Consider the following 21,505-nt stretch of genomic DNA (forward strand, 5'->3'; position numbering starts at 1 on the left):
AGCAACACATAACTTAAAAAATATTATATTTGAGGAAATTATGAACCATCAATTTAAACGTAAATTTGGTGCTGGCCTAGCGTTAAGTGCAGGACTTTTTGGCTTAATGAGTACACCTGCTTTTGCTCAAGACGAGCAATTAAAACTAATGAACGATGATAATCAGTGGACGCAACAACGTAAAGATTACAGCAACACTGGTTATAGCCGTTTGTCACAAATCAATAAAACTAATGTTAAGAAATTAAAACTTGCTTGGTCATTCGCAACGGGTGTTAACCGTGGTCATGAAGGCGCGCCGTTAGTGATTGGCGACATGATGTACATCCACACGGCATTTCCCAATAATGTATATGCTTTAGACTTAAATAATGATCAAAAAATCGTTTGGTCATATTTTCCAAAACAAGATGCAAGTGTTCAAGCAGTATTATGTTGCGACAACGTCAACAAAGGCTTAGGTTATGGCGATGGCAAGATTTTCTTGCAACAAAATGACGGTGTACTTGTTGCGCTAGATGCAAAATCAGGTAAGGTTATTTGGGATACAAAAGTAACTGACCCTAAATCAGGCTCATCAAACACTAATGCCCCGCATATATTCAAAGACAAAGTCATTACAGGCTGTTCAGGTGGTGAATTTGGTGTGCGTTGTTATATCACTGCATACAACATTAAAGATGGTGCATTGATTTGGCGCGCTTATAGCACGGGGCCAGACGAAGAAATGTTGATTGGGAAAGACTTCAATACAGCAAATCCGCACTATAGTGCATTATCAGTTTATCAAGATGTGAACGGCGGCAATAAACTAGGTGGCTCATTCAAGGCTATTCCTAAAGAAAAGCTGAAATATCCAGAAGCTAATTTAGGCGTAAGAACTTGGTTAAAACCACAAGCTAGACAAGAGGGATGGCAAACAGGTGGCGGCCCTACATGGGGTTGGTACTCATATGACCCAGCGCTTAACTTGATGTACTACGGTACTGGTAACCCAGGCACTTGGAATCCAGATGTACGCCCTGGTGATAACAAATGGTCTATGACTATTTTTGCACGTGACTTAGACACAGGCATGGCAAAATGGGGCTACCAAATGACACCTCACGATGAGTGGGATTATGATGGTATGAATGAAATTGTTTTATGGGATGCGAATGGCAAAAAATTAGCATCTCACTTCGACCGTAACGGCTTTGGTTATACATTTGACCGTACTGATGGTACTTTGTTAGTCGCTAAAAAAATGAATCCTTTCGTTAACTGGGCAACTTCTATCGACATGAAATCAGGTGTGCCGATTAAAGACCCAAAATACTCAACTCACCAAGACTACAACGCGCAAGGCATTTGCCCATCTGCATTAGGCGTTAAAGATGAACAACCTTCAGCTTTCTCACCACGCACAAAAATGTTCTACGTACCGCTTAACCATGTATGTATGACTTATGAGCCAGTTGAATCTAAATACGTAGCTGGTCAACCATGGGTTGGTTCAACATTAACCATGTTTGCTGGCCCTGATGGTGTAATGGGCGGCTTTATGGCTTGGAATGGTTTAACAGGTAAATCTGCTTGGTATAACAAAGAAAAATTCTCAGCTTGGGGCGGCGCATTAGTAACAGCTTCAGACTTAGTGTTTTACGGCACTTTAGATCGTTGGGTTAAAGCACTTGATGCCAAAACAGGTAAAGAGCTTTGGAAATTCCAAGTAGGCTCTGGCGTTGTTGGTAATGCCATTACCTATGGTCACAAAGGTAAACAATACGTTGGAGTGCTATCAGGTATTGGTGGCTGGGCTGGTGTTGCAATGAACCTAGGCTTAACCAATGAAACCGATGGCCTAGGTGCCGCTGGTGGTTACAAAGAGTTAACTAAGTACAATGCAGCGCCAGGTGGCGGTGCAATGAATGTGTTTAGCCTATAGTTTTTAAGTAAATAGCAGTTGTTAATTAAATAGTTAAGTAAAAGCGAAAAAAGAGCCAACTTTACGTTGGCTCTTTTTTTATCAAATCAGTAAAAATTAGGCTTTCAGTGTCGCCATATCAATAACAAAACGATATTTCACATCACTTTTAAGCATCCGCTCATAAGCTTCATTAATATCCTGCATCTTAATCATCTCCACATCTGAGGTGATGTTGTGTTCACCGCAAAAATCTAGCATCTCCTGCGTTTCAGCAATGCCACCAATCAAAGATCCGGCCACTGCTTTTCTGCCTAAAATTAAAGGCATAGTGTTTAAAGCTGGTTCTAAACCACCCAAGTAACCAACCAGCACCAATGTGCCATTTAATGAAAGTGTAGGAATGTATGGATTCAAATCATGGATATACGGCACTGTATCTATAATTAGATCGAACTTTCCTTTTACAGATTCCATTTCAGCTTCATTCGTCGAAAGTACGATTTCATCGGCGCCTAAACGACGAGCATCCGCTTCTTTTCCTTCTGAACGTGTAAAGAGTGTGACATGAGCCCCAAGTGCTTTTGCAAGTTTCAAGGCCATGTGCCCAAGGCCGCCAAGTCCAATCACAGCCACTTTACTGTCTTTACCCACTTTCCAATGTCGCAATGGCGACCAAGTTGTGATTCCTGCACATAATAGAGGAGCTACAGCTTCTAGGTTTAAACTTTCTGGGATATTGAGCACGAATTTATCCGAAACAACGATTGTTTCGGAGTAGCCACCGAAGGTAGGTTGCTTGTCATGTCGATCAATATCGTTATAAGTGAGTGTGGTTTGGCTTTCACAATATTGCTCCAAACCTTTCTCGCAAGCTGAACAGACTTGGCAGGAATCAACCATGCAGCCTACGCCCACTGTATCGCCTGTTGTGAATTTACTCACAGCAGAACCAACGCTTATGACTTTTCCAACGATTTCATGACCTGGCACCATTGGATAGAGACTATTACCCCAATCATTACGTGCTTGATGCAAATCTGAATGACATACGCCACAGTAAAGAATTTTTATCTCTACATCGTTTGCTCGTGAGTCACGACGCTGAAACTGGAAGAGTTCTATTGCACTAGTTGCTGAGCGAGCTGCATAGCCGATTATATTTTTAGCCATATCTTTCTCCTAAGGTAATGTTATTAATTGAATACCTTTAGTCAACATTCAACCAAATAAGTATAAAAATTCCACTTTAGATTACAGTAATTACAAATCTATATCCGCGACTTAGCGCACATAACGGTATGAGAAAATGAAACTATTAAATATCTCCCCTACTTGCCTTATCTATAATTTCCAGCAAAGTATTTTCTAACTCTTGAGCGGCTTTTTGGGCACGCAGTGTTGGATTTTTGATGCTTCTCAAATCATAAGTTGGCCTTGCTAAACCAATAAACAGTCTTAGTTTTTTGTTTGCATCAGGTTTTTCATAGAGAGCGATGCGACAAGGCGCAAATACCAAAAATTCAGGATGATCTAAAAAAATATCGGTACCTAAACTCAGATTGCAAAAGCTGTGCACTTCCTTGATGCCTTGCGGGTCAATACCACGTTTTTTGATGTGTTCGCCAATAGGGAAATTAGCTGGATTAACAAAGTTCTTTCCCTCTGAGAGGCTTTTCAGGCTATCCACTACATCTTGATAACTCACACCTTCATGCACCGCTAGTTCGTAGATTGCGGTCGTGTTATCTATGTGGGGCATACCGGCTCCAACTTGGCCAGACAACTCTACTTTCTCATATTTAGCTGGCTTTACTACGGCACAGCCGCTCCCTACTAAAAATAAAGTCGATACTAATAAAAATTTAAGCATCTAACACTCCAAATATTTTAAAGTGGATTAATTGCCACTAATTTTCATTGCCTCATTCACTGCTTTGCGATTAAATTTTGGTGCCATAAGCTCAATAAAACCATACATAAAACCACGCAAGAACGCATCTTTACGAACACCTAAATAAGTCGTGCTATTAAGAAACAGATGACTAACATCTACCATCGCCAAATTCGAATCGCGCTCAGGGTCATACGCCATATTAGCCAGCAAACCTACACCCAACCCTAATGTCACATAGGTTTTAATCACGTCGGCATCAATTGCCGTTAACACAACGTTTGGCGAAACACCCGCTTCGCTAAATGTTTTTGATACCAAGCTACCGCCTGTGTAGCCGAAATCGTAAGTAATTAAAGGATACTCCGCTAGCTTCTCAAGTGTTAGCTTACCTTCTAGTAGCAATGGATGACCATGCGGCACCACCACGCAACGGTTCCATTCATAACAAGGCAGGCATAATAGGTTTTCAAAATCACTAATATACTCAGTCGCAATGCCAACATCTGCATCACCTTTTGCAACTTGTTCAGCCACTTGGCTAGGGTTGCCTTGATGAATGTTTAACTTAACGTGTGGGTAAGCCGTCATAAATGCTTTTACAACCGCCGGCAATTTATAACGAGCTTGAGTATGCGTAGTCGCAATGGTCAAGGTGCCTGTTTCAATATTACTAAACTCATCACCGACACGTTTGATATTATCAATTTGATGCATCACTTTTGCTGCCAAAGATAATATCTGTACACCTGGCTCAGTAATGCCTGTAAGGCGCTTACCATTTCGTAAAAACACCTGTAAGCCAATCTCCTCTTCAAACAGTTGAATCTGCTTACTCACACCCGGCTGAGAGGTATATAAAGCATCTGCAGCATTCGTGATATTAAGGTCTTGGCGAGCCACCTCATTGAGATAGCGTAATTGTTGTAGTTTCATAGTTTTATCATTTCATTGTCTTTTTATTTCATGTCTTTATTTCAAAGTTAAGCAATTCAATATAACTAAAAATTATACATATAGAATGACATATTCTAAAAAATATATTTTATACCTGATATAGTGCGCAGTCTTAAGAATAAATTGCTTTAATTAACGGGTACTCCACATGGAATTTGGTTATATTGTTGCTGGCTTTGTAGTCGGCTTGCTAGTAGGTTTAACTGGAGTTGGCGGTGGTTCACTTATGACACCCATTCTCGTGTTATTTTTTCACGTAAAACCAGCTTTAGCAGTCGGTACAGACTTACTTTACGCATCAGTAACGAAAAGTGTAGGTATTTTTGCGCACGGCAAACTCGGCAATATAGATTGGAAAATAGTACGACTCTTAGCATTTGGTAGTGTTCCCGCTTCTATTTTAACAACGCTATATTTACGCAACCAAGACATTGCCTCAGATGCAGCTGTGAACACCATTAAGTTTTGGCTGGGCATCGCATTATTAATCACATCACTTTCAGTTTTATTCCGCAATCAGTTAGTTAAATTCTCCAGCAAAGAGCATTTAGTGAATGAAAAATTGACACCTTATTTAACAGTCATATTAGGAATAGTTTTAGGGGCTTTAGTTACGCTAACATCTGTTGGCGCTGGCGCTTTAGGGGTAACTGCGTTACTGATTATCTACCCGAAAAGATCTATTCTCACCATCATTGGTTCAGATATCGCTCATGCGGTGCCGTTAACTTTAGTTGCTGGACTAGGACACGCCAGCATTGGTACAGTTGATTACAGCTTACTTGGCACTTTATTAATCGGCTCTATTCCGGGTATTTGGATTGGTAGCCACTTGAGTTCAAAAGTGGCTGAACACTGGGTACGCATTGCACTTGCATTAATATTGATATTTGTGGGCTTAAAACTCGTTTTCCATTAAAATATCAAGTTACCTAGCGCGGCACTGCCATATAGATAATAGTTAAGTTTTTAGGATTAAGAAAAGCACAACATGTATAAGTATGATGAAATAGACCAGACACTCGTCGATGAGCGCGTTGCGCAATATCGTGATCAAACACGTCGTTATTTAGCAGGCGAACTTAGCGAGGATGAGTTCCGTCCGCTACGCTTACAAAACGGCCTGTATATTCAACGTCAAGCGCCTATGTTGCGTATTGCCGTGCCTTACGGCATGCTATCGAGCAAGCAGCTACATAAATTGGGCGACATCGCTAGCAAATACGACAAAGGTTACGGACATTTCAGCACCCGCCAAAACTTGCAATTAAATTGGCCTAAATTGGAAGATGTGCCTGAAATATTGGCTGAATTAGCCACGGTTGAAATGCATGCTATTCAAACTTCAGGCAACTGTATTCGTAACATTACTACCGATCAATTCGCTGGCGTTGCGCCAGATGAAATGGTTGACCCTCGCGCAATGGCTGAAATTATGCGCCAATGGAGCACATTCCACCCTGAGTTCGCGTTATTACCACGTAAGTTCAAAATCGCCGTTTCTGGCACTCGCGATGACCGTGCTGTGGTGCAAATGCACGATATTGGTATGGAGTTTTACAAAGACAGCGCTAACAAACTTGCAATTAAAGTATGGGTTGGCGGTGGTTTAGGCCGTACGCCGATTCTAGGTACTGTGATTGAAGAGCATTTAGAGTGGCAACATGCCCTCACCTACTGCGAAGCGATTATTCGTGTTTACAACCTACATGGTCGCCGTGATAACTCTTATAAAGCTCGTATCAAAATCTTAGTAAAAGCGTTAGGAATTGAAGAGTTTAAACGCCAAGTTGAGGCGGAATGGTCACACTTAAAAGATGCGCCTAACACGATTCCTGAAGGTGAGTTAGAGCGCGTTAGTAAGTATTTTGAAGCGATGCCTTATGAAACGCTACCAACGCATGATGCTGGCTTTGATGCGGCGATTGCAAGCAACCCTGCCTTTGCCGCATGGGTTAAACGTAGCGTACATGCACATAAAATTGCAGGCTACCGAGCTGTTACGCTTTCATTAAAACCACATGGCACAGCGCCTGGCGATGCAAGTTCTGAACAAATGCATGTTGTTGCAGATCTTGCCGACCAATACAGCTTTGGCGAATTACGCGTTTCACACGAGCAAAATTTAATTTTAGCCGACATCAAACTTAGCGACTTGTTTGCTGTTTGGGAAAAAGCCCGCGCAAATGGTTTAGCAACGCCAAACATTGGTTTGTTAACAGATATTATTTGCTGTCCAGGTGGCGATTTCTGTTCATTGGCTAATGCAAAAAGCATTCCGATTGCCACTGCGATTCAAATGCAGTTTGATAATCTAGACTACTTGCATGACATTGGTGATATTGAACTCAATATCTCAGGTTGCATGAACGCCTGCGGCCATCATCATGTCGGTCATATCGGCATTTTAGGTGTCGATAAGGATGGTTCTGAGTGGTATCAAGTCAGCATTGGTGGTAGCCAAGGTAACGACGCAAGCTTGGGCTCTGTCATTGGCCCATCATTCTCTGCTGAAGAAATGCCTTCCGTAGTCCAAAAACTGATTGACGTTTACATTCAAGAGCGCACACCTGAAGAGCGCTTTATAGATACGGTACGCCGTCTGGGTGTTGCGCCATTCAAGGCACATGTTTATGCAGACAAAAGCACAGCAAAAGCAGGAGTAGCAGCATGAGTAATCTAATCACGCTAAATAATGGCGTTGCCAGCATTTCAGAAAATGAATGGACAGTTGTCAAACTACCTGCAAGTCAAGTTGAAGAGCGTAAACAAGCGGGTAAAGTAGTTTTATTCAGGCTCACAGGTGAGAAAACTGTTTCAGCCGAACAAATTGCGAATACTGAGATTCCAAGCACTGGCAAAGTAATTGTGCCTTTAAGCGTATTTATCGCGCGCAAAGCCGAACTACAAGACCGTATGACCAGCAATGAAATCGGCGTGTGGGTTGATACCCATGAAATTTTAGAAGATTTAGTGGCTAGCGTAAGCGATTTAAATAGCTTGCCAATTATCGCCGTACACGTAGAACGTTTTGCTGATGGCCGCATATTTTCTCTAGGCACCCTATTACGCTCACGCTATGGCTTTAAAAACGAATTACGCGCTATCGGTGACGTGCTACGCGACCAATTATACTTTTTTAAACGTAGCGGCTTTACCAGCTATCTCATTCGTGCAGATCGCTCAGCAACAGAAGCATTAGCCAGCTTGAATGACTTTACCAACCCATACCAAGGTGCGGTGGATGAACCTCGCCCTGTGTTTAAACGCTACAACCGGATTGCGTAATGACTAGCACCGTTTCTATGCTCAAACCAGCGGCTAGCAATCCTGCTACTAAGCCTGAATTAACTGATGTACTTGTTGCCAGCGTGAATGCAAAAGCTGCTGCAGTAATAGCGTTATTGCGCGATGCTAGCGCTGAGCTAAAAGCAATTACCTTCGCCAATAGCTTTGGTGCAGAAGACATGGTGTTAACTGACATCATCTTAAAAAATCAGCTAGCGATTGAGATTTTCTCACTCGATACAGGTCGTTTACCAGTTGAAACGTATGATTTGATTGCAGAAACTGAAAAGCATTACAGTACAAAGCTTAATGTGTATTTCCCACAAGCCGCCACGGTCGAGTTTTACGTTAAGTCTAACGGCATTAATGCTTTTTATGAAAGTATTGATTTGCGTAAAAGCTGTTGCCATATGCGTAAAGTAGAACCTTTGCAACGCGCACTTAAAGGCAAAGCTGCATGGGTGACTGGTATGCGCGCGGCACAAGCCACAACGCGAACGAGCTTACCAGTGCGCGAATTTGATGAAGGCAACAAACTTGAAAAGTTTAATCCATTAAGTGATTGGACAGAGCAAGAAGTTTGGGCATACATACGCATGCACGAAGTACCTTATAACCAACTGCACGATCAGTTTTACCCAAGTATCGGTTGCGCACCATGTACGCGCGCAATTGCGATGGGGGAAGATATTCGTGCTGGCAGATGGTGGTGGGAAGACCCACTAAACAAAGAATGTGGACTTCACGTAAAGAATTAATTATATAAAGTAAGCTATTGAATATGTTAAATAAAGAAAAAACAAATCACCAACCTCTGTCGCATTTAGATTGGCTAGAATCCGAAGCTATTTATATTCTTCGTGAGGTTGCAGGACAGTGTTCTAATCCAGTATTACTGTTCTCAGGTGGTAAAGATTCACTATGTATTTTACGTTTGGCTGAAAAAGCCTTTCGTCCAGGTCGCTTTCCGTTTCCATTAATGCATATTGATACAGGTCACAATTATCAAGAAGTGATTGATTTCCGCGATCAACGCGCTGCCGAATTAGGCGAACGCTTAATTGTGCGCTCTGTTGAAGATTCAATGAAACGCGGCACTGTCGTGTTGAAATCAGCCGATGAATCTCGTAACAAACATCAATCTGTCACCTTACTTGAGGCGATTGAAGAGTTTGGTTTTGATTGCTGTATTGGCGGCGCACGACGTGATGAAGAAAAAGCCCGCGCTAAAGAACGCATCATGAGTTTCCGCGATGAGTTCGGTCAATGGGATCCGAAAAATCAGCGCCCAGAGTTGTGGAGCTTATACAACGCTCGTTCACATAAAGGCGAAAACATTCGTGCCTTCCCTATTTCCAACTGGACAGAAATGGACGTTTGGCAATATATCGAACGTGAAAAGCTACAATTACCAAGTATCTATTTCGCACATCAACGTGATGTCGTCATGCGTAGCGGCTCAATCGTGCCAGTGAATGTGCCCCTTGTGAATGGCGAAGTGACCAATCCTGTGAAAGCTGGTGAAGAAATCATCAATATGCAAGTACGCTTTAGAACTGTAGGTGATATCAGCTGTACAGCGCCTGTGATTTCTGACGCAGACACAGTATCAAAAATTGTACTTGAAACCGCAACATCCACTATTACAGAACGTGGCGCAACGCGCTTGGATGACCAAACCTCTGATGCATCAATGGAACAACGTAAAAAAGAAGGCTATTTCTAAATGAGCAATGTAACAAAACAACATAACGATAGTCTTTTGCGCTTTATGACCTGCGGCTCTGTCGATGACGGCAAAAGTACGCTTATCGGCCGTTTGCTATTTGATACCAAAACCATTTTGGCGGATACATTAACGCAAATTTCCAACACCTCGAAAAAGCGCGGTATGGAAGCAGTGGATTTATCATTACTCACAGATGGCTTGCAAGCTGAGCGTGAGCAAGGCATTACCATTGATGTAGCCTATCGCTATTTCAGTACAGGCACTCGTAAATACATTATTGCCGATGCGCCAGGCCACGAACAATACACTCGCAACATGGTGACTGCAGCTTCAACAGCCAACTTAGCGATTATCTTAATTGATGCACGTCGTGGCGTATTAACGCAAACACGTCGCCATAGCTATTTAGCGCATTTGGTTGGTATTCAGCACATTGTGGTGGCTGTTAATAAAATGGACTTGGTGAATTACGACCAAGCCACTTACGACAAAATTTGTGCAGATTATTTAACATTTGCCAATGAAATTGGCTTTGCACAAGCCAGAGACATCAAATTCCTTCCTATGTCAGCCTTAGCTGGCGATATGTTGGTCGACCGTTTAGATAACATGCCTTGGTACACAGGCGAAACCTTGCTGGAAATTCTAGAGTCAGCGCCAGCTGCCCATACAGAAGGCGATGAAGAATTCCGCTTCCCAGTGCAATTTGTATGTCGCCCACATGCCAGTGCAGATGCAGATTTGCACGACTTTAGAGGATTTATGGGCAGAATCGAAAGCGGCAACATTGCTGTAGGCGATGCTGTGACTGTGTTACCAAATGGCTACCAATCTAAAGTTAAAGCGATTCAAATTGGTGATGAGCAATTACGAAGCGCACAAACTGAGCAAAGCGTCACACTATTACTAGAGGACGAAATCGATACATCTCGCGGCGACATGATTGTAAAAACTGGCAGCTCAATTGAACCTGTGAAACAAATCGAAGCGTTTGTTTGCTGGCTGTCAGAAACACCACTGTCCCCTGCTCGCACTTATGTAATTCGTCACACGACGCGCGAGTCTAAAGCTAAAGTCGGCACTATTGCGTATAAGGTTGATGTTAATACGCTTGAAGAGCAAGCGACTTCTGACCTAAAAATGAATGATATTGCGCGCATTACCTTCAAGTTAGCACAACCTCTCATGGTTGATAGTTACAGTGCTAACCGCGCAACTGGTGCGTTTATTGTTATCGACGAAAGTACCAACAATACGGTTGGTGCTGGAATGATTGTTTAAGCCTTGATTGATGTAGCGCAACAATTAAGCCATGCAAATTAATTAAATTTCAAATAAAATAGCGTTTTACGCTTTATAGCTGTTAAGGATCTAAAAATGACTTATGTCGTCACTGAAAACTGTATTCAATGTAAATTTACTGATTGCGTTGATGTTTGCCCTGTAGATTGCTTTGTAGAAGGCCCTAACTTCTTAGCAATCAACCCTGATGAGTGTATTGATTGCACACTATGCGTTGCAGAGTGCCCTGCTGAAGCAATTTTTGCCGAGGATGATGTACCAGCAGACCAACAAGAGTTTATCGCCTTAAATGCGCGTTTAGCAGAGTTATGGCCAGTCATTACTTCACGTAAAGCGGCCTTGGATGATGCAGAAGCAATGAATGGCGTACCCGGTAAACGTGATTTATTGATTGAATAAATGACAGACTTTTAACTAAAGAATTTTAGTTAAAAACTGCACCAGATAAAAAGGAGACATAAGTCTCCTTTTTACATTAATACTTTATGATGCCAACCCCACTCAAATATTTGCAGCATTACTCTGCATCACTGCAGGATAAAATTCGCCAATTGCAATCTCAAAATATGCTGGGCGAATATATCGCGCAACGCTACCCAGAGTCGCACCAAATTCAAACTGACAAAGCCCTGTATATCTACAGCAATGAGTTGAAACAAGCCTATTTGCGTAATGCACCATTGCTAGACAAAGTGCATTATGACAATCGCTTAACCATCGACCATCATGCGCTAGGCCTGAATACAGCAATCTCACGCGTGCAGGGTGGCAAGCTTAAGGCTAAAAAAGAAATACGAATTTCTTCTTTCTTTAAAGAAACACCTGCCGATTTTTTAAAAATGATTGTGGTACATGAACTTGCCCATCTAAAAGTACGTGATCACGACAAGGCATTTTATCAACTCTGCCAACATATGGAGCCAAACTATCACCAACTAGAGTTTGATTGTCGTGTGTATTTACTTTGGAAAACAGAGAGTTGAAATTAGGACAAGAGTTGAAGCAAATCAATGCTCCGCTGTAATGCTAAAAACTCTTCCTATTGATGGTTATAAAATTTACTCTTACGAATCATCAGCCAGCCAAATATCAAATAGCCCGCCATCGCCAATGCTAAACCAGATGGCGCATACCAAACAAAGGGCACAACCAAACCAGCGGAGACAGTCGATAGTAGCATTTGTATAAATGCTTGACCTGAAGCAGCAGTACCTCGAATTCTGGGGTGGCGGTCTAAAGCAACAAGTGAAAGTATTGGCATTGCTAATGCCATGCCGATGTTAAATAAGGCAATCGGCAAAATATTATATAAAGGTTGTGTGGGTAATAAATAGCAAATCAGTACGTTTAATATGACCATTGTAGCCATCCAAAGGTAGGCAACTTTAACCACTTTTTGCCTTGCATAACGCCCTGCAGCTCGTTTTGCTAAGTATGAACCCAAGATCATTCCGCAAACGGTAGGCAAGAACATGTAGCCAAATTGATGTTCAGTAAAACCTAACTGCTTAACTAAAAATACTGGGCTAGCTAACACGTATAGAAAAAAACCTGCAAAATTTGCACTAAGTGCTAATACAACATAATTAAATTCTTTATCGCCAAATATCACTTTGTAGTCTTTAATGACTTGTTTAGCAGAGACTGGCATGCGTTTCTCAACTGGCATCGTTTCAGGTAAATAACGAATAGCTGCCCATAAGCTAAGAGCCGCGTATAACGCTAAAAAGATAAAAATGGCCTGCCAATGAATTCCCAATAATAAACCGCCAATGATTGGCGCAACCGCAGGTGCAATACCGAATAACATTTGCACCGTCGCCATTACGCGCTGTGCTTGTGCCCCTTCAAACAAGTCACGCACCATTGCACGCGCCACCACATTTCCCGCACCGCCCGAAATACCTTGTAAAACCCGAAAGAACCACAGCGTCTCGATATTAGGTGCAAAGGCGCAACCTATAGATGCCAACACAAATACACCTAAGCCCCATTTGATAGTGGTGATGCGACCTATTGAATCAGAAATTGCGCCATGCCATAGGGTCATGAGCGCGTATGGTAACAGATAAAATGTAAGGCTTTGCTGAACTTGCACATCACTTGCACCGAGTTGCGCACCCATCACATGGAATGCAGGCAAATAGGTATCAATTGCAAACGGAGCAAGCGCCGCAAGGCTTGCCAGCACATAAACTAAAAGATTGGAATGAGAATGGTTAGATTGAGTTTTCATATATCAGGAAAATAAAAAAGCTCGCTAGCTAATATTGCTGCACGCTTTCTATTATAACTGTTAAAACCTAGCTATATCTGCTAAAGCTTACGGTAAGGCATGAAACTCTTCTATCCGCTCCTTATCGCCCGCTGCGTATTTTTTAGAGTTCTTATCAGTTCTAAAAATAATGGGTTGATTGGCTATGACTGGATTTTTGCTGTCTTCAATGGCTTTTTCAATTAAATGATGATGAGGTGAAAGCGAGCACACTGGGTCTGCGCTTTCTGCATCGCCTGTCAATAAAAATGCTTGGCAACGGCAACCGCCTAAATCATTCATTTTCTCTGGGCACGTCACGCATGGGCCTTTCATCCAAGCAGTGCCACGGTATTTGTTAAAAGCTGGCGATTCCTTCCAAGCGTACTCCAAACCTTTTTCACGCACATTTGGAAACGCCATATTCGGCAATACACGCGCGGAGTGACAGGGCAATACATCGCCATTGGCAGTGACTATCATAAATACCTCACCCCAGCCATTCATACACTTCTTAGGGCGGTCGCCAAAGTAATCTGGCACCACAAAAAATATTTTCATTTTACTGCCGACTTTTTCACGAAACTCATTGGTGATGCGCTCTGCTTCATCAATTTGTTCTTTGAGTGGCATCAATTGGCTGCGATTCACCAATGACCATCCGTAATATTGCGTATTAGCAAGCTCAATATAATCAGCACCTAGCGCTTCAGCCATTTCCAAAATTTCTTTCATATGACCGATGTTGTAGCGGTGTATTACCACGTTTAATACCATTGGATAGCCATGATTTTTAATCATGGCAGCAACTTTTTTCTTTAGCTCAAACGTTTTAGTGTTGGTGATGAAATTATTAATTTCTTCAGTAATATCGTGCATAGAAAGCTGAATGTGGTCTAAGCCGCCCTCTTTAAATGCTTGAATTCGCTTTTCAGTTAAGCCAACGCCAGAGGTAATAAGGTTGCTGTAATAACCCAACTTTCTAGCCTCAATTACAATATCTTCAATATCATCGCGCAGTAAAGGCTCACCACCAGAAATGCCTAGCTGAATCGCACCCATTTTGCGCGCATCACGTAAAGCTTGTATCCACTGCTCTGTAGTCAACTCATTTTGTGTATGCTTGTCGTAATCAGTCGGGTTATAACAAAAGGCGCAATGTAGCGGGCAGCGATAAGTCACTTCAGCCAATAACCAAAGTGGCTGAGTTTGGGTAAGATTAGCTGCAACACCGTTATTCTGTGCCTGTGCATGCAACTCTTTTTGTACCACTGATTCACCAAGTGAAGTTTGTGTCATTTACTGCTCCTAAATATTCAACTCGCGACAGGCAATTGAATTCTGAACCTAAACTTTACGAATCCAAGCTTTTCCGTAAGCCATTTCAAACATACCAATAATGTCAGCTTCTATGCCCACCGCATCAGGAAAATTAGTCTTCAAGTCAGCAACAATATCGCCTACGCTGGCCTTGCCATCCACGCGCTTAATTACCTCACCCGCGCCACCATGCAGTTTGACCATGCCTTCTGGGAAAAGTATCACATAACTTTGTTGCGCCTCCTCCCACTGAAAACGATGGTGAAACGCAAGCGCGTAAATATCTGAATGTTGAATGCTTATTTCCATGATTTTGGTCGAATACTATTCTATAAATTAGAGTCTAAAAGTTGATAACTGGCTGATGGAAATAATCTTTACCATCAATTTTAATATCAAGCGTTGAAGCCAGCATGATGGAATCAGCCATCACCCAAAGTATATTCAATTTAAACTGCAAAATATCGAGCGCTTTCATTTGCATTTCACGTGAAGTGCTAAAGTAGTTAAGCGTTACATCCAAGCCTTGTTCTACATCACGACGTGCTTCAGTGAGACGTTTTTTAAAGTAAGTCAAACCCTCTTCTTTAATCCACGGATACATAGTAGGCCATGAGCTTATACGCTGTTGGTGTATGTGCGGCGCAAATAGTTCGGTTAAGCTTGAGCATACTGATTCTTGCCAAGGGCGTTGTTTAGCAAAGTTAATATAAGCATCCACCGCAAAACGTACACCTGGGCTCACCATTTTCAAGCTCACAACATCTTCACGGCTCAGACCTACAGCTGCACCGAGTTGAATCCATGCCTCTATTCCACCTACAATATCACCCACGCCATCATGGTCAGTAATACGCACTATCCATTGTTTACGCACATCAACATCTGGGCAGTTTGAAAGAATTGCTCCATCTTTCATTGGAATAGCAATTTGGTAGTAAAAACGATTCGCAACCCAGCATTGCAATTGCTCTGTGGTCAATTTACCTTCATACATCATCACATGAAACGGATGATAAATGTGGTACCCCTTACCTTTTTCACGCAGCTTTTCTTCAAATTCTTCACGTGTCCAAGGTAACTCTTGAGATAATTTATCGTTTGCGATTGCGTTCATTTTGTTCTCCTAAAGAATGATGTCCATACCATCATAGGCGACTTCTATGCCATGCTGGGTAAGCGTTGCACGCTCGGCAGAATCTTCTCTTAAAATTGGATTTGTGTTATTGATATGTATCAAAACTTTTCTAACGGCTTGGCCATTTTTAAGGCCAAACTCATCTAGCTTTTCAATCATACCGCCTTCACCTGATTGTGGATTATGGCCAATACTGCGAGCGGTTTTGGTCATTAAACCCATGTCAATCATTTCAGTATTTGTCCAGAATGTACCATCCACCATAATGCAATCGGCCTGATCCATCAGCTCAGGTAAATGAGGTTCAATTTCAGCCAAGCCAGGTGAATACCAGCATTTTTTACCTGTGCTAACCTCTTCAATCAATACACCAATGGTATCCCCCGCTTGAGGATCATTACGATGTGGCGAATAAGGTGGTGCAGCGCTTTTGAGCGAGACTGATGTAAACTTAAGATTAGGCACATTCGGGATGGTAAAACTAGTTTTACCATCAATAGGCACTTGGTGATGATTGATACCGCAGTAATAGCCCAAAATATTGAGCGCTTGATTACCAGAGGTTAAGTCACCATAGACCATATCAGTACAGTAAATTTCACGCTTAACGGTACCTTCACGCAACATGTATAAACCTGTGGTGTGGTCAATTTGCGCGTCAATCAGAACAATCGCTTGAATTCCTGTATCACGTATCGCACGTGCTGGTTGTAAGGCTGGAAAATCTTGAATTTGTTGTAAAACATCTGGGGAAGCGTTAAACAACACCCAGTTAACCCCATCACTGCTCACGCAAATAGATGATTGCGTGCGTTTAGTCGCCTTAATCGTACCTTTGCGCAATCCATCACAATTAAAACAATTACAGTTCCATTGTGGGAAACCACCACCTGCGCCTGCGCCTAAAACATGTATATGCATTTATCTCTACAATTCTACGTAAGTAATTAATTTTAATAAAAAAACCTTATTATAAAAGGCTTACTTTATTTTTTGAAGACAGCTTTTTCTATAAAAAAAGGCTGTCTTACGGCAGCCTTTTTTATTTAACATTAATGCTAATTACTTGTTCATTACGTACATTGTAACTTCAAAGCCAAAACGCATTTCTGTAGCTGCTGGTGTTGTCCACATGATAAATTCCTTTTTTTAGTAGTTAATTAAATTCGTTGCTGCTCATTTATTTATCGCTACAACGTGGAATGAATAATGCGCTCTATTCAGACATAGCAACACTGCAAAGTTACTGATTAACGACTAAGTAAATTCATGATGCCATAGATATAGGGAAGTTAACTACTTTTGCTGACGACGCGCTCGCACTGCTGAGGCCAGTACATTGAGCATATCTACTGTATCTTCCCAGCCTAAACAGGCATCAGTAATAGATTTTCCGTAATCTAACTCACAGCCTGGTATGTGATTCTGACGACCTTCACTGAGATGTGACTCCAACATTACGCCAATAATACGATGGTCACCGTCAGTTAGTTGCTGCGCAATATTTTGTGCTACATCCTTCTGACGCAAATAGTTTTTGCTGCTATTTCCATGGCTGCAATCAATCATTAATATTGGCTTAAGACCAGCTTCCGACAAGCTTTCACAAGCTTCATTGACATTTTTAGCATCGTAATTTGGTGTTTTTCCACCACGTAAAATAACATGGCAATCCTCATTACCTGAGGTTGAGAAAATAGCTGATTGACCTTCTTTAGTCACCGATAAAAAGTGATGTGGGCTAGAAGCGGTTTTAATTGCGTCTATCGCAACACGTACACCACTATCGGTGCCATTTTTGAAGCCTACTGGACAAGACAATCCAGATGTAAGCTCGCGATGCACTTGAGATTCTGTAGTACGCGCGCCAATAGCACCCCAACTGACTAAATCAGCCACATATTGCGGTGTAATCATGTCTAGGAATTCAGCACCAGCAGGCATCCCTAACTCATTCACATCCAGTAAGAATTTACGTGCAATTTCTAAACCTTCATTAATTTTATAACTGCCATCAAGATGTGGGTCATTAATCAATCCTTTCCAGCCTACGGTGGTACGTGGTTTTTCAAAATAAACGCGCATCACAATCAATAAATCTTTTTGCAGATTTTCACGCACTTCCATCAAACGGTGTGCATACTCCAAGCCAGCTTTGGTATCGTGTATGGAACAAGGACCTACAACGACTAATAAACGGTCATCCCCTTGATGTAATATGCGATGAATTTCCTGACGTGTGGCTAAGATATTTTGCGTTGAATCAGGGCTTTCTTTCAGACGATCCAATAGCTCTAAAGGCGTGATTAGCTTTTTAATTTCACGAATGCGTACATCGTCTGTGGCTAGCTTTTTATATTCGCTCATTTATTCATTACTTTTTAAAATTTGTTCTAAAACTTCTAGAAAACGTGCATTTTCACTGAATAGTCCAATACTCACTCTTAGATAGTCTGGCATTCCGTAATTGGCAATGGGTCTAACTATGACACCATTTTGTAACAATTTTTGATTCACTTGTGCTGCGTTTTTAACAGCAAAACTCACAAAGTTAGCAAATGTTGGGATATATTCTAGCCCCAATTTGTTAAAGCCTTGTGTCAGTTGCATCATTCCTGCCTGATTTAGCGCATAAGAGCGTTCAACAAAGTCGTCATCCTCAAGTGAAGCAACAGCCGCAGCTTGTGCAACACTGTTAACATTAAATGGCTGACGCACACGATTCATTAAATCTGCAATATCTGCGTGGCACAAACCAAAACCAACTCGTAATCCTGCAAGACCATAAGCTTTTGATAAAGTGCGTGAAATAATTAAATTATCAAACTCACTCAACCAGGCAATCGCTTCAGATTTGTTGGTGGCAGATAGATATTCGTCATAAGCTTCATCGAGCACCACTAATACCGTTTTTGGTACTTGCTTTAAAAACGCCAATAATTCAGCTTTGCCCAATAATGTACCGGTGGGATTATTAGGGTTGGCAATAAAGATGATGCGTGTTTTGGCAGTAATTGCTGCAAGCATTGCAGGCAAATTATGTCCATAATTTTTTGCTGGCACCACTACGCCCGTTGCACCTGTCGCTTGCGTGACTAATGGATAGACCGCAAAAGCATGCTCAGAGTAAATAGCTTCGCAACCTGCGGTTAAAAAAGCTCTCGCAGCTAACTCTAAAATATCGTTAGAACCGTTACCGAAAACTATTTGATCGTGTGCAACATTAAACTTTTTGCTAACAACGTCACGTAAGGCAAAACTATTGCCATCAGGATAACGTGCAATATCAAGCAAGGCTTCTTGTATGGCAAACTCAGCCTTAGGGCTGATTCCTAATGGATTTTCATTAGAAGCAAGTTTTACAATATCTTCGACTTGCAAACCCATTTCACGCGCCAACTCCGAAATTGGTTTTCCGCCTTGATAGGCTGCAATCGCCTTAATATATTCTGGCGCTAATGTTGCCACAATGCTTTTAGTGGAGTGATTACTAGACGTACTCATACGAGAAACCTTAAAAACCTAAATAAAGCTTAAATAACAGCCACTGGGTAAGATCCCAGCACTTTGAGGAAAGATGCACGTTGTTGGCATTCGGCTAATGCCGCTTGTACTTTTGCATCATTTTGATGACCTTCAATATCAACAAAAAATACGTAATCCCAAAGCCCTTGTTTAGAAGGACGAGATTCGAATTTAGTCATACTCACGCCATGCCTAGAAAGTGGCTCTAATAACTGAACCATCGCACCAGGAATGTTTTTAGATGTCATGACTAACGAGGTTTTATCACGACCAGATGGCGCTACATCATGCGAGCCTAATACTAGGAAACGCGTCGTGTTCTTTGCATCATCTTCAATATTTTCTGCGAGTATATTCAACTCAAACAGCTCGGCAGCACGTTTGCTAGCAATCGCCGCGGCAAAGGTACCATCAGTAGAAACCAAATCATGAATCATTTGCGCAGCACGTGCATTACTCGTTACAGCCTCCCGATCAGCCTTTGGTAATGTTCTGCTTAACCATTCATGGCATTGCGCTAACGATTGCGTATGCGAAAACACATGGGAAATTTGACTAATGTCAGTTTGTTTAGAGAGTAAACAATGATGAATAGGTAGTGTGATTTCACCGCACACTTTCAGCCCACTAGACAAAAGTAAATCTAAAGTTAAGCCAATTGCACCTTCAGTAGAATTTTCAACTGGCACAACCCCATAGTCAGCCTGTCCCGCCTCAACCGTACGAAATACCTCATCAATTGAGCCGCAAACCACGGCACTTCTACCTAAGCCAAATTGCTTTAAAGCGGCTTCTTCACTATATGTGCCGAGCGGGCCTAAGAAAGCTATTGCAAGTTCTTTCTCTAGCGCACGGCAATTCGACATCACAGCACGAAAAATATTGCTTACAGCCTCATTAGCTAACGGGCCTTGGTTGTTTGCCTGCAAACGACGCAACACTTGCGCCTCACGTTCTGGACGATAAATAACACCATCATCTTTTAGGCTGCCAATGGCGCGGGCTAGCTTTGCACGCTCGTTAACAAGCTTGAGCACTTGCTCATCTATGGCATCGATTTGATCGCGATGTTGTTTAAGCTGTTCGCTCATACCCAATATTCCATCATTTACTGTTTTTGCTTTCAAATGCTTTCATATAGGAAACTAGTGCCTGTAAACCTTCAATCGGCATTGCATTGTAGATACTAGCGCGCATACCGCCGACAGCGCGATGACCTTTAAGTTGCAATAAGCCATTTTCTTGTGCGCCTTGCAAAAATGCATCATTGAGTGATTCATCTTCCAAGTAGAAAGGAATATTCATGCGCGAACGATTTTTAACCGCCACATGATTCACATAAAAATCTGTTGAATCGATATAGTCATAAAGTAACTTGGCTTTTTCAATATTGACTTTCTCAATGGCAGCTACGCCACCCTGCTCTAGTAACCACTCGAACACCAAGCCTGCAATATAGATACTATAAGTTGCTGGTGTATTAATCATTGAGTGATTCTCAGCCTGTGTTTTCCAATTAAAAACAGCTGGGGTAAGTGGTGAAGCTTTGTCGAGCAAGTCTTCACGCACAATCACTATACATAAACCAGCAGGGCCAATATTTTTTTGTGCGCCACCGTAAATCACGCCGTATTGACTCACATCAATCTCACGTGAAAGAATATGTGAAGACATATCCGCGACAACAGGTACGCCATGGGTGTTTGGTAAGTCTAAAAACTCTACGCCACTCATGGTTTCATTAGTACAAATATGCAAATATGCCGCATCTTTGTTCAATTTCCAGCTAGAGAATTCAGGCACGTAGGTATATTTATCAGCTTCCGTGCTGGCTACTACGTTAATTCTTCCATATGCGCTGGCGTCTTCAACACTGCGTTTACTCCAACCACCAGTCACCGCATAATCTGCGGCTTTGCCGCCAAGTAAATTTAGAGGAATCATCGCATTTTCAGCAATCGCACCTCCTTGCAAAAACAATACTTTGTAATTACTTGGTATATTCAACAGCGTACGTAAATCAGCCTCCGTTTTGACCAAAATACTCATAAACTCTTTACCACGATGTGACATTTCCATCACACTCATGCCAGAGCCATGCCAATCCAACATTTCTGCTTGAGCACGCTTTAAGACCGGTTTCGGCAATACTGCAGGTCCTGCAGAAAAATTAAAAATCTGAGTCATTCTGA

General features: G+C 41.9%; 22 protein-coding genes. 9 read left to right on the plus strand and 13 right to left on the minus strand.

Features of this window, described 5'->3' with window-relative positions; all coding sequences use genetic code 11:
* The first annotated feature begins 40 nt into the window (after positions 1-40).
* Positions 41-1,927, plus strand: coding sequence for a methanol/ethanol family PQQ-dependent dehydrogenase (locus PSV17_RS00190; protein ID WP_300478306.1), 1,887 nt, complete (start codon positions 41-43; stop codon positions 1,925-1,927).
* Positions 1,928-2,023: 96 nt separating this feature from the next.
* Here the strand turns inward: PSV17_RS00190 and PSV17_RS00195 are convergent, their stop codons facing one another.
* From PSV17_RS00195 to cysB, 3 genes are all read right to left on the minus strand, one after another.
* Positions 2,024-3,079 (minus strand): NAD(P)-dependent alcohol dehydrogenase, encoded by a 1,056-nt coding sequence (locus PSV17_RS00195; protein ID WP_300478309.1) that lies wholly within the window; start codon positions 3,077-3,079, stop codon positions 2,024-2,026.
* A gap of 145 nt (positions 3,080-3,224) precedes the next feature.
* On the minus strand, positions 3,225-3,779 hold the full coding sequence (locus PSV17_RS00200) for a DUF302 domain-containing protein (RefSeq protein WP_300478312.1): 555 nt from the start codon (positions 3,777-3,779) through the stop codon (positions 3,225-3,227).
* 27 nt (positions 3,780-3,806) lie between these two features.
* Positions 3,807-4,736, minus strand: a complete 930-nt coding sequence (cysB, locus tag PSV17_RS00205; protein WP_300478314.1) for an HTH-type transcriptional regulator CysB — start codon at positions 4,734-4,736, stop codon at positions 3,807-3,809.
* A gap of 169 nt (positions 4,737-4,905) precedes the next feature.
* Between cysB and PSV17_RS00210 the strand changes: the two genes are divergently transcribed.
* The 8 genes from PSV17_RS00210 to PSV17_RS00245 all read left to right on the plus strand — a co-directional run bounded on the left by PSV17_RS00210 (position 4,906) and on the right by PSV17_RS00245 (position 12,059).
* Positions 4,906-5,676 carry a sulfite exporter TauE/SafE family protein gene (locus tag PSV17_RS00210; RefSeq protein WP_300478317.1) on the plus strand — a complete coding sequence of 257 codons (771 nt, stop codon included), beginning with the start codon at positions 4,906-4,908 and terminating at the stop codon, positions 5,674-5,676.
* 72 nt (positions 5,677-5,748) lie between these two features.
* Entirely contained in the window at positions 5,749-7,431 is a 1,683-nt protein-coding gene (locus PSV17_RS00215) for a nitrite/sulfite reductase (RefSeq protein WP_300478320.1), read from the plus strand.
* Complete coding sequence (locus PSV17_RS00220) at positions 7,428-8,045, plus strand: DUF934 domain-containing protein (protein ID WP_300478323.1); 618 nt, start codon at positions 7,428-7,430, stop codon at positions 8,043-8,045. Before PSV17_RS00215 ends, PSV17_RS00220 begins: the two co-directional genes overlap by 4 nt.
* Positions 8,045-8,803, plus strand: coding sequence for a phosphoadenylyl-sulfate reductase (locus PSV17_RS00225; RefSeq protein WP_300478326.1), 759 nt, complete (start codon positions 8,045-8,047; stop codon positions 8,801-8,803). The genes PSV17_RS00220 and PSV17_RS00225 overlap by 1 nt, the downstream gene beginning before the upstream one ends.
* Positions 8,804-8,826: 23 nt before the next feature.
* A complete protein-coding gene (gene cysD / locus PSV17_RS00230; protein ID WP_300478330.1) occupies positions 8,827-9,771 on the plus strand; it encodes a sulfate adenylyltransferase subunit CysD in 945 nt (314 codons plus the stop codon).
* A complete protein-coding gene (cysN, locus tag PSV17_RS00235) occupies positions 9,772-11,055 on the plus strand; it encodes a sulfate adenylyltransferase subunit CysN (protein WP_300478332.1) in 1,284 nt (427 codons plus the stop codon).
* A 96-nt stretch (positions 11,056-11,151) separates the two neighbouring features.
* A complete protein-coding gene (fdxA, locus tag PSV17_RS00240; RefSeq protein WP_300478334.1) occupies positions 11,152-11,475 on the plus strand; it encodes a ferredoxin FdxA in 324 nt (107 codons plus the stop codon).
* An 89-nt stretch (positions 11,476-11,564) separates the two neighbouring features.
* Positions 11,565-12,059, plus strand: a complete 495-nt coding sequence (locus tag PSV17_RS00245) for a YgjP-like metallopeptidase domain-containing protein (protein ID WP_300479030.1) — start codon at positions 11,565-11,567, stop codon at positions 12,057-12,059.
* 56 nt (positions 12,060-12,115) lie between these two features.
* Here the strand turns inward: PSV17_RS00245 and PSV17_RS00250 are convergent, their stop codons facing one another.
* The 10 genes from PSV17_RS00250 to serC form a co-directional block, all read right to left on the minus strand.
* Positions 12,116-13,312, minus strand: coding sequence for a multidrug effflux MFS transporter (locus PSV17_RS00250; protein ID WP_300478336.1), 1,197 nt, complete (start codon positions 13,310-13,312; stop codon positions 12,116-12,118).
* Positions 13,313-13,399: 87 nt separating this feature from the next.
* Entirely contained in the window at positions 13,400-14,629 is a 1,230-nt protein-coding gene (gene pqqE, locus PSV17_RS00255; RefSeq protein ID WP_300478338.1) for a pyrroloquinoline quinone biosynthesis protein PqqE, read from the minus strand.
* Between the two features lie 48 nt (positions 14,630-14,677).
* Entirely contained in the window at positions 14,678-14,959 is a 282-nt protein-coding gene (gene pqqD, locus PSV17_RS00260) for a pyrroloquinoline quinone biosynthesis peptide chaperone PqqD (protein WP_300478340.1), read from the minus strand.
* Positions 14,960-14,993: 34 nt separating this feature from the next.
* Entirely contained in the window at positions 14,994-15,767 is a 774-nt protein-coding gene (gene pqqC, locus PSV17_RS00265) for a pyrroloquinoline-quinone synthase PqqC (protein ID WP_300478343.1), read from the minus strand.
* A 9-nt stretch (positions 15,768-15,776) separates the two neighbouring features.
* Positions 15,777-16,709, minus strand: a complete 933-nt coding sequence (pqqB, locus tag PSV17_RS00270) for a pyrroloquinoline quinone biosynthesis protein PqqB (RefSeq protein ID WP_300478346.1) — start codon at positions 16,707-16,709, stop codon at positions 15,777-15,779.
* A 141-nt stretch (positions 16,710-16,850) separates the two neighbouring features.
* Positions 16,851-16,922, minus strand: coding sequence for a pyrroloquinoline quinone precursor peptide PqqA (pqqA, locus tag PSV17_RS00275; RefSeq protein ID WP_012777389.1), 72 nt, complete (start codon positions 16,920-16,922; stop codon positions 16,851-16,853).
* Positions 16,923-17,084: 162 nt separating this feature from the next.
* Positions 17,085-18,155: a 3-deoxy-7-phosphoheptulonate synthase AroG gene (gene aroG / locus PSV17_RS00280; RefSeq protein WP_300478347.1), complete on the minus strand. Its 1,071-nt coding sequence runs from the start codon at positions 18,153-18,155 to the stop codon at positions 17,085-17,087.
* A complete protein-coding gene (hisC, locus tag PSV17_RS00285) occupies positions 18,156-19,292 on the minus strand; it encodes a histidinol-phosphate transaminase (protein WP_300478349.1) in 1,137 nt (378 codons plus the stop codon). It abuts the gene before it with no gap.
* Positions 19,293-19,321: 29 nt separating this feature from the next.
* Positions 19,322-20,404: a prephenate dehydratase gene (gene pheA / locus PSV17_RS00290; protein ID WP_300478351.1), complete on the minus strand. Its 1,083-nt coding sequence runs from the start codon at positions 20,402-20,404 to the stop codon at positions 19,322-19,324.
* 13 nt (positions 20,405-20,417) lie between these two features.
* Positions 20,418-21,500, minus strand: a complete 1,083-nt coding sequence (serC, locus tag PSV17_RS00295) for a 3-phosphoserine/phosphohydroxythreonine transaminase (RefSeq protein WP_300478352.1) — start codon at positions 21,498-21,500, stop codon at positions 20,418-20,420.
* Between the last annotated feature and the right edge of the window lie 5 nt (positions 21,501-21,505).

The organism is Methylotenera sp. (genome assembly GCF_029946165.1).
Lineage (GTDB): Bacteria > Pseudomonadota > Gammaproteobacteria > Burkholderiales > Methylophilaceae > Methylotenera.